This window comes from Agathobacter sp., from assembly GCF_977054825.1.
Genome location: NZ_CDRTEH010000002.1, coordinates 435157 through 442963 on the forward strand (window position 1 = coordinate 435157; position 7807 = coordinate 442963).

Below are 7807 nucleotides of genomic sequence, written 5' to 3' on the forward strand. Positions count from 1 at the left end.
CGTATAATAATCTCTGTTTTGAAAATAGAACAATTATATATTTTAATAAGAAGAAAGATATATAAAAATTATATGAGTAATATATTAACGGAGGAACGAACCACTATGGAAAATAACAGCTTACATAAGTTGGGCATTGATATCGGCTCAACAACCGTCAAGATTGCACTTCTTGACGCCGATGACAATATCCTCTTTTCCGATTATGAGCGTCATTTTGCAAATATCCAGGAGACACTTGAGTCCCTTATCAGAAAGGCCTACGACAAGACAGGTGACCTTTCAGTTTGTCCTATGATAACAGGCTCCGGCGGACTCACTCTTGCAAAGCACCTTGAGGTGCCATTCGTACAGGAGGTTATAGCTGTATCTACCGCACTCACACACTACGCACCACAGACTGATGTGGCAATAGAGCTGGGCGGTGAGGATGCCAAAATCATATACTTCGAGGGTGGCAACGTGGAGCAGCGTATGAACGGCATATGTGCCGGCGGTACAGGCTCTTTTATCGACCAGATGGCATCTCTCATCCAGACAGACGCTACAGGTCTAAATGAATACGCCAAAAGCTATAAGGCCATCTACCCTATCGCAGCCCGCTGCGGAGTATTTGCAAAGACAGATATCCAGCCTCTCATCAATGAGGGAGCCACACGCGAGGATTTATCCGCTTCAATCTTTCAGGCAGTGGTAAACCAGACCATCAGTGGTCTCGCCTGCGGTAAACCAATCAAGGGACATGTTGCTTTCCTTGGCGGTCCTCTGCACTTTTTGTCAGAACTTAAATCAGCATTTATCAGAACCTTAAACCTCGATGACGAGCACACCATCGTTCCTGAGAACTCTCATCTGTTTGCAGCAATAGGCTCTGCATTAAACTATAAAGACAACTCTGTCACTACACTCTCATCCTTAATCGACCGCCTCTCAAACGGCATCAAGATGGAGTTTGAGGTGGCACGTATGGAGCCTCTTTTTAAGGATCAGGCTGATTACGATGAATTTACAACGCGTCACGGCAACAATCACGTAAAGACCGGTGACCTTTCTACATACAAGGGCAACTGCTATCTCGGAATAGATGCAGGCTCCACCACCACAAAGATTGCTCTCGTGAGCGAGGACGGAGACCTTTTGTACTCATTCTACAGCAACAACAACGGAAGCCCTCTCGCAACAGCCATCCGCTCTATCCAGGAGATTTACGCAAAGCTTCCTGAGGATGCGCACATCGTACATTCCTGCTCTACAGGCTACGGAGAGGCTTTATTAAAGGCAGCTTTAAAATTGGACGACGGCGAAGTAGAGACCGTTGCCCACTACTATGCAGCAGCCTTCTTCGATCCAAAGGTAGACTGTATCCTCGATATCGGTGGTCAGGATATGAAGTGCATCAAGATAAAGAACCAGACTGTCGACTCAGTACAGCTCAACGAGGCCTGCTCTTCAGGCTGTGGCTCATTTATTGAGACCTTCGCAAAGTCCTTAAACTACTCGGTTCAGGATTTTGCAAAGGAAGCTCTTTTTGCAAAGAACCCTATCGACCTCGGAACCAGATGTACGGTTTTCATGAATTCAAAGGTAAAGCAGGCACAGAAGGAGGGCGCATCTGTCGCAGATATATCGGCAGGACTAGCCTACTCAGTAATAAAGAATGCACTTTTCAAGGTTATCAAGCTGTCTGATGCAAGCGACCTCGGTGAAAATATCGTAGTCCAGGGCGGTACCTTCTACAATGATGCCGTGCTTAGAAGCTTCGAGAAAATCGCAGGTGTACATGCCACAAGGCCTGATATCGCAGGTATCATGGGTGCCTTTGGTGCCGCACTCATCGCACGTGAGCGCCACGAGGCTGATTATAAGACAACAATGCTCACAATCGACCAGATAAATGAGCTCACATACACCACAAAGCTCGCACGCTGTCAGGGCTGTACAAACCATTGTCTTTTAACTATAAACAAATTCTCCGACAACAGACAGTACATCACAGGAAACCGCTGTGAAAAGGGTCTGGGCAAGGAGAAGAACAAGGATAACATACCAAACCTTTTTGAATACAAAAACAAGCGTATATTTGACTACGAGCCACTTGACCCAAAGGATGCGCCACACGGTACAGTCGGCATCCCAAGAGCCTTAAATATGTACGAGAACTATCCGTTCTGGGCTACATTTTTCAAGCGTCTCGGCTTTTCTGTAGTGCTGTCCCCACAGTCCACCAGAAAGATCTATGAGATGGGTATCGACTCAATCCCAAGTGAGTCAGAGTGCTACCCTGCAAAGCTCACACATGGTCATATAAGCTGGCTCATAAAGCAAAATGTAGATTTTATTTTCTACCCGGCAGTGCCATACGAGCGCAAGGAGTTTGCTGATGCAAACAATCACTACAACTGCCCGATTGTCACATCATACTCTGAGAATATCAAAAACAACGTGGATGAGATAACATCCGGCGAGGTTAAATTCATAAATCCGTTTATGTCATTTGAGAGCGAGGAGACTCTCTCCCAGCAGCTCGTTGCCACCTTCTCAAAGGGTGATTTCAGCCTGCCTGAGTCACAGATTCGTGATGCAGTTGCCGCAGGCTGGAAGGAGCTTGCCATGACAAGGCTTGAGATTCAGCGAAAGGGCGAGGAGGTGCTCGACTACATGGAGGATACCGGACGTCGCGGAATCGTGCTCGCAGGCCGCCCATACCATGTGGACCCTGAAATCAACCACGGTATCCCTGAGCTCATAACAAGCTATGGCATCTGTGTGCTGACAGAGGACTCCGTATCCCATCTGGGCGAGCTGGAGAGACCTCTCATCGTTATGGATCAGTGGATGTACCACACCAGACTGTACTCAGCAGCCAACTTTGTAAAGACCCGTGATGACCTTGACTTAATCCAGCTCAACTCATTCGGCTGCGGTCTCGATGCGGTCACAACCGACTGTGTAAACGATATCCTGACAGGCTCAGGCAAGATATACACCTGTCTGAAGATCGACGAGGTAAACAATCTGGGCGCAGCAAGAATCCGAATCCGTTCGCTCCTTGCCGCTATAAGAGTCAAGGAAGCCAAGCATGAAAAGCGTGAATTAAAGCCGTCTAACTACGAGCGTGTCGTATTCACCGAGCAGATGAAAAAGGACAACTACACCATCATCTGCCCTCAGATGTCACCTATACACTTTGATCTCCTCGTGCCTGCCTTTAAGGCAGCCGGCTACAACATGGTCATACCGGATATCCCTGCAAGGGAATGTGTGGACGTGGGACTTAAGTTCGTAAACAACGATGCCTGCTACCCTTCACTAATCGTCGTGGGACAGATTATGGCAGCCGTCAAATCTGGCGACTATGATATGACACACACAGCCATCCTCATCTCACAGACAGGTGGCGGATGCCGTGCGACAAACTACATCGGCTTTATCCGAAGAGCCCTCGAAAAGGCCGGATATCCTGATGTGCCTGTTATCTCAATCAACATGGTTGGTCTCGAGAAAAACCCTGGCTTTAAGTTTACTCCAAGCCTCATCCAGCACGGACTGTATGCGCTGGAGTTTGGTGATATCTTTATGCGCTGTCTCTACAGGGTACGTCCTTATGAGAAAGAGCCGGGAAGTGCCAATGCGCTCCATGAGAAATGGAAAAAGAGAGTCATTGATTTTGTCGGCAACACAAAGATGCTCTCTCACAAGAAATACAAGAAGATGTGCCGCGAAATCATAAGAGATTTCGACAATCTGCCTATGACAGATGAGGTTAAGCCGCGTGTCGGCGTGGTCGGTGAGATTCTCGTCAAGTTCCTTCCTGCAGCAAACAACTATGTGGTTGACCTGCTTGAGGCTGAGGGAGCTGAGGCTGTAGTGCCTGATCTGACTGATTTCTTACTCTACTGCTGCTACAACACGAATTTCAAGGCTGACTATCTCGGAGCTTCTAAGAAAGCGAAGTTTATGAACAACCGTCTTATCGCCTTCTTCGAGTGGCTCAGAAAGGATGCAAGGGATGAGCTGGCTAAGAGTAAGCACTTTGAGCCAACTGCTCACGTGCAGGATCTCGCAGAGTATGCTTCTCCTATCGTTTCGTGCGGTAATCAGACCGGTGAGGGCTGGTTCCTGACAGGTGAGATGCTTGAGCTCATCAATGAGGGCGTCACAAACATCATCTGTGCACAGCCTTTTGCATGCTTACCAAACCATATTGTGGGTAAGGGTGTTATAAAGAGAATCAGACATGATCATCCGGATGCCAATATTGTGGCTATCGATTATGATCCGGGTGCTTCTGAAGTAAACCAGCTGAACCGTATTAAGCTGATGCTTTCAACGGCACAGAAAAAACTTAAGAAATAAAAAGAACGCCCATGCATTCATGCATGGGCGTTGTTGACTTTCGTATGCAATTTAAGTCTGCTTCAGATTAAAGTTTTAATTAAGCTTAGATTTAATTTCTTCCATCCTAGCATCATCCAGCTTATAAAATCTCTTAAATACAAATATGCCCACGATGAGCAGAATAACAGACGGAATCGTCATCCACATGCGAAGAGCATCAAGTGTATCCTGTGTCTGTACCGCAACCGCGGTATCCAGATGAATCCAGTCAACTACCAGCCCCGCCAGAAATACTGCCACACCGGATGCGAGCTTTACCGTAAATGTCTGCATCGAAAAAATGACGGACTCCTCTCTCGTGCCATTCATCACCTCACCATAATCAACAGAATCTGATAGAAATATGGTCATGATAACATTGAGCATACCATAGCCCAGATAAATCAAAATACCCGGCAGGCAGAGTATGTACCAGCTCTGAGGAGTGTAGAGCTTTGCAAATGCCATGATAAGTATCACCGCAAAGCCCGCTATCTGAATAATAAATCCTGATATAAAAAGCTGACTTTTGCTGAATCTCTTGCGAAGCAGCGGTATAACCATCATGACAAGCACCTGTGCTGCAAAAGCAACTGCAGCAAATATGGAATATGCCCCCTCGTTTCCCACATCAAACCGGAAGAAATAAAGCACAAGATTGCCACAGATATTGATTGATGTATACACGAGAATGATTGAGACCACAACAGTCATAGCCTGGTCATTCTTAAATAAGGCTTTAAACATATCAGATATCTTTCCGGGCTTCTCATTACAGGCAACCGGCCTTTCAGGCACACAGGCTACACACACAAGCTCAGAAATCACAAACACTACCGCTATAATAAGCGCCCACCACTTAAATCCAATCCTGTAATCAGCCATAGAGCTACCAGCACCAAGAATAGGCACCACTGTCATCGTGAGCACCGTAGGGATAGCATCACCTATGCCTGAGCAGGTCCTCGCAAGCGATGTAAGCTGCTCCCTGTCGCTGCCCGGCTCAGTGATTGCGGGAATCATAGACCAGAACGGAATATCCATAAGCGTATATGTAATGCCCCATGCAAAGTAAAACACCGTAAGCCATACTCTCTGAGCTGAATCACCCATAGACTCAGGTGTGGCATATAAAGCATAAATGGTCACGGCATTGAGCACCGTGCCGGCAAAAATCCAAGGCCTGAACCTGCCCCACCGGGTACGCGTCTTTGCTACAATAATGCCCATCACCGGGTCATTGAATGCGTCAAAAATCCTGGCAGCCATCATCACCGTACCGATAAACACACTGCTCATCCCAAGCACTACATTGTAGTAGTAGAGCAAATACGATGAAATAAGCATATACACAATATCTTTTCCGAATGCGCCAAATCCGAATGCGCACTTTTGTCCTGTTTTAAGCTTCATAGAAATACCTCCAAAATAATCCGCTATACTTTGAGCGGGGTTGTTGCTTATAGTTTTTCAACTACGACTTTACAACGCTTTTTGCAGAATGCAACTCCATACGCAAGAATATCATTCCGTCCGTCCTCACGTAGTTCTGTGTCGTATCTGCGATCTTTGATTTGTTCCACTGCTCTTTCACAGGCCTTATCAAGCTCGTTCATGGAACGTGCATACTTCAATTCTATTATGATACCAACATCAGGATTCTTAGGTTTAATCAGAATATCTGCAAATCCATCACCAGACTCCTTGTTCGATTTAACCGCCCATCCGGAATAGTTTTTCAAAATACCGATTAAGATGCCATGGTAGAAGTTTTCCTTTTCTTCATTTCTGGCTTTCGTATCCAAAATGCTAATCGTTTCGCCAAGGAACATTGTCAGTTCCAGCTGAATATCATCGGTCTTTCCTTCAAGAAATCCAGCGATGATTTTCTTTGTTGAGAAGCTATCTTTTTTCACAACTCCATTAAACCATTCATTGATTTGAGAAACGAAAACCTCTCGAACTTCCTTGTTAGGAATAACCAGACTATACACATCGTTCTCGTTCTTTCCAAGCCTTGTAAGATAGCCAGTTGTAAAAAGTACGCTCCATACGTTGTCTATGTTGTTGTCAATCTCATCATAAGTCAAATCCAGCCGAATTTTCTTTTCAACTGCCTCCCCAGCAATCAACTGCTCGATTTCATCTTTTGTGGTTATATCAGCCTTGTCAATAAAGCGTTTAACCAAGTCATTTCCGCTACTGTTAATCCAATATGATTTTGGACGTGCGTCCGGGTCAGTCAGCCAATCTGAAACATAGTTTATTACATCCCACGGGCAGTAAATGTCCACATTCCCAAAATGATAACCGTCATACCACTCTTTAACTTCCGAAAAATGCTCTTGCATATTGTAGTCAGCTAAGAGTTTTTCTACTTCTTCTTTTGTGAAACCAAATTCTTCTTCATACTGAACATCATCAGCAGCATAAACCTTGAAATTATTTAAACCGGTAAATATACTTTCTTTGGAAACCCGAAGGCATCCTGTCAACACAGCAAACTGCAAAAAATCATTTGTCTTTAATGCCTCTCCAAACACGCCCCGGATTAGAGATACCATCTCTTTATAATAGCCGTGCTGAAATGCTTTGTCGAGCGGCACATCATACTCGTCAATCAGAACAATTACTTTCTGATTATAATGTTTATATAATAGCTCTGATATTTTCTTTAGTGAAAATTTAAGCTTTGCCGCAAGTACAGTTTCTCGCCCCTCTTGAAACGAAATCAAATCACGATACAATTTCTTTTCATCGTCATCTAATCTATCACTATTCTGCAAATACTTAAAACGTCTAGCCTCACTGGCAATCAGCTCACACAAGGAGTACTGTGCCTCCTCAAATGTGAGCCCGTCCACGCTTTTTAAAGACAAGCAAACAACCGGGTACTTTCCCATATATTCCCCGCAAAGTTCTCTATTCTGTGAGATATAAAGACCATCAAACAATGTTGCATCTGTTCCAATTTCAAAAAAGCTCTTAAGCATACTTATGTTTAAGGTTTTCCCGAATCGGCGAGGTCTTGTAAACAGATTCACTTTACTCCAATTTTCAAGAAGCTGCTCTATCAGTTTCGTTTTGTCTACATAATAGCATTCTAACTTCCGAATTTCTTGAAAACTTTCAAACCCAACCGGAAGTTTTTTCAATCCCAGCATACTTTAAACGCTCCTTTCCGAAGCTGTACTTCTGGAGTAATGTGCAAAAGAACTGGTTCTTCACCATCCACCCCAGTGTATTTTGATTTTACCATTTAGCAGGTCATATAGCAATACTCTACCGTCAATGGTTGCCCAACCAAAAATGAAATTTTAAATTCCACCACCACATTTGGTGGTGGAATTTACTCCCGCACAGTAAAGGTTTACTCTTTCATATAAAAATGGTAAGGTTATCTTTCTTTCTGACAGCAGTAGAAAGAAGG

Annotated in this window: 3 protein-coding genes; 1 reads left to right on the forward strand and 2 read right to left on the reverse strand. The window is 44.7% G+C overall.

The window, feature by feature from the left end:
* Positions 1–105: 105 nt before the first annotated feature.
* Positions 106–4356, forward strand: coding sequence for an acyl-CoA dehydratase activase-related protein (locus ACW6PM_RS04190; protein ID WP_456056300.1), 4251 nt, complete (start codon positions 106–108; stop codon positions 4354–4356).
* A 75-nt stretch (positions 4357–4431) separates the two neighbouring features.
* Here the strand turns inward: ACW6PM_RS04190 and ACW6PM_RS04195 are convergent, their stop codons facing one another.
* Together ACW6PM_RS04195 and ACW6PM_RS04200 are read right to left on the reverse strand one after the other, a co-directional pair.
* A complete protein-coding gene (locus ACW6PM_RS04195; protein WP_456056301.1) occupies positions 4432–5790 on the reverse strand; it encodes an MFS transporter in 1359 nt (452 codons plus the stop codon).
* A 47-nt stretch (positions 5791–5837) separates the two neighbouring features.
* Entirely contained in the window at positions 5838–7541 is a 1704-nt protein-coding gene (locus ACW6PM_RS04200) for an AAA family ATPase (protein WP_456056302.1), read from the reverse strand.
* Between the last annotated feature and the right edge of the window lie 266 nt (positions 7542–7807).

Excerpts from the sequence above, each read along its gene's own strand:
- ACW6PM_RS04190 (WP_456056300.1), top strand. The coding sequence starts at position 106 with ATGGAAAATAACAGCTTACATAAGTTGGGCATTGATATCGGCTCAACA.
- ACW6PM_RS04195 (WP_456056301.1), bottom strand. The coding sequence starts at position 5,790 with ATGAAGCTTAAAACAGGACAAAAGTGCGCATTCGGATTTGGCGCATTC.
- ACW6PM_RS04200 (WP_456056302.1), bottom strand. The coding sequence starts at position 7,541 with ATGCTGGGATTGAAAAAACTTCCGGTTGGGTTTGAAAGTTTTCAAGAA.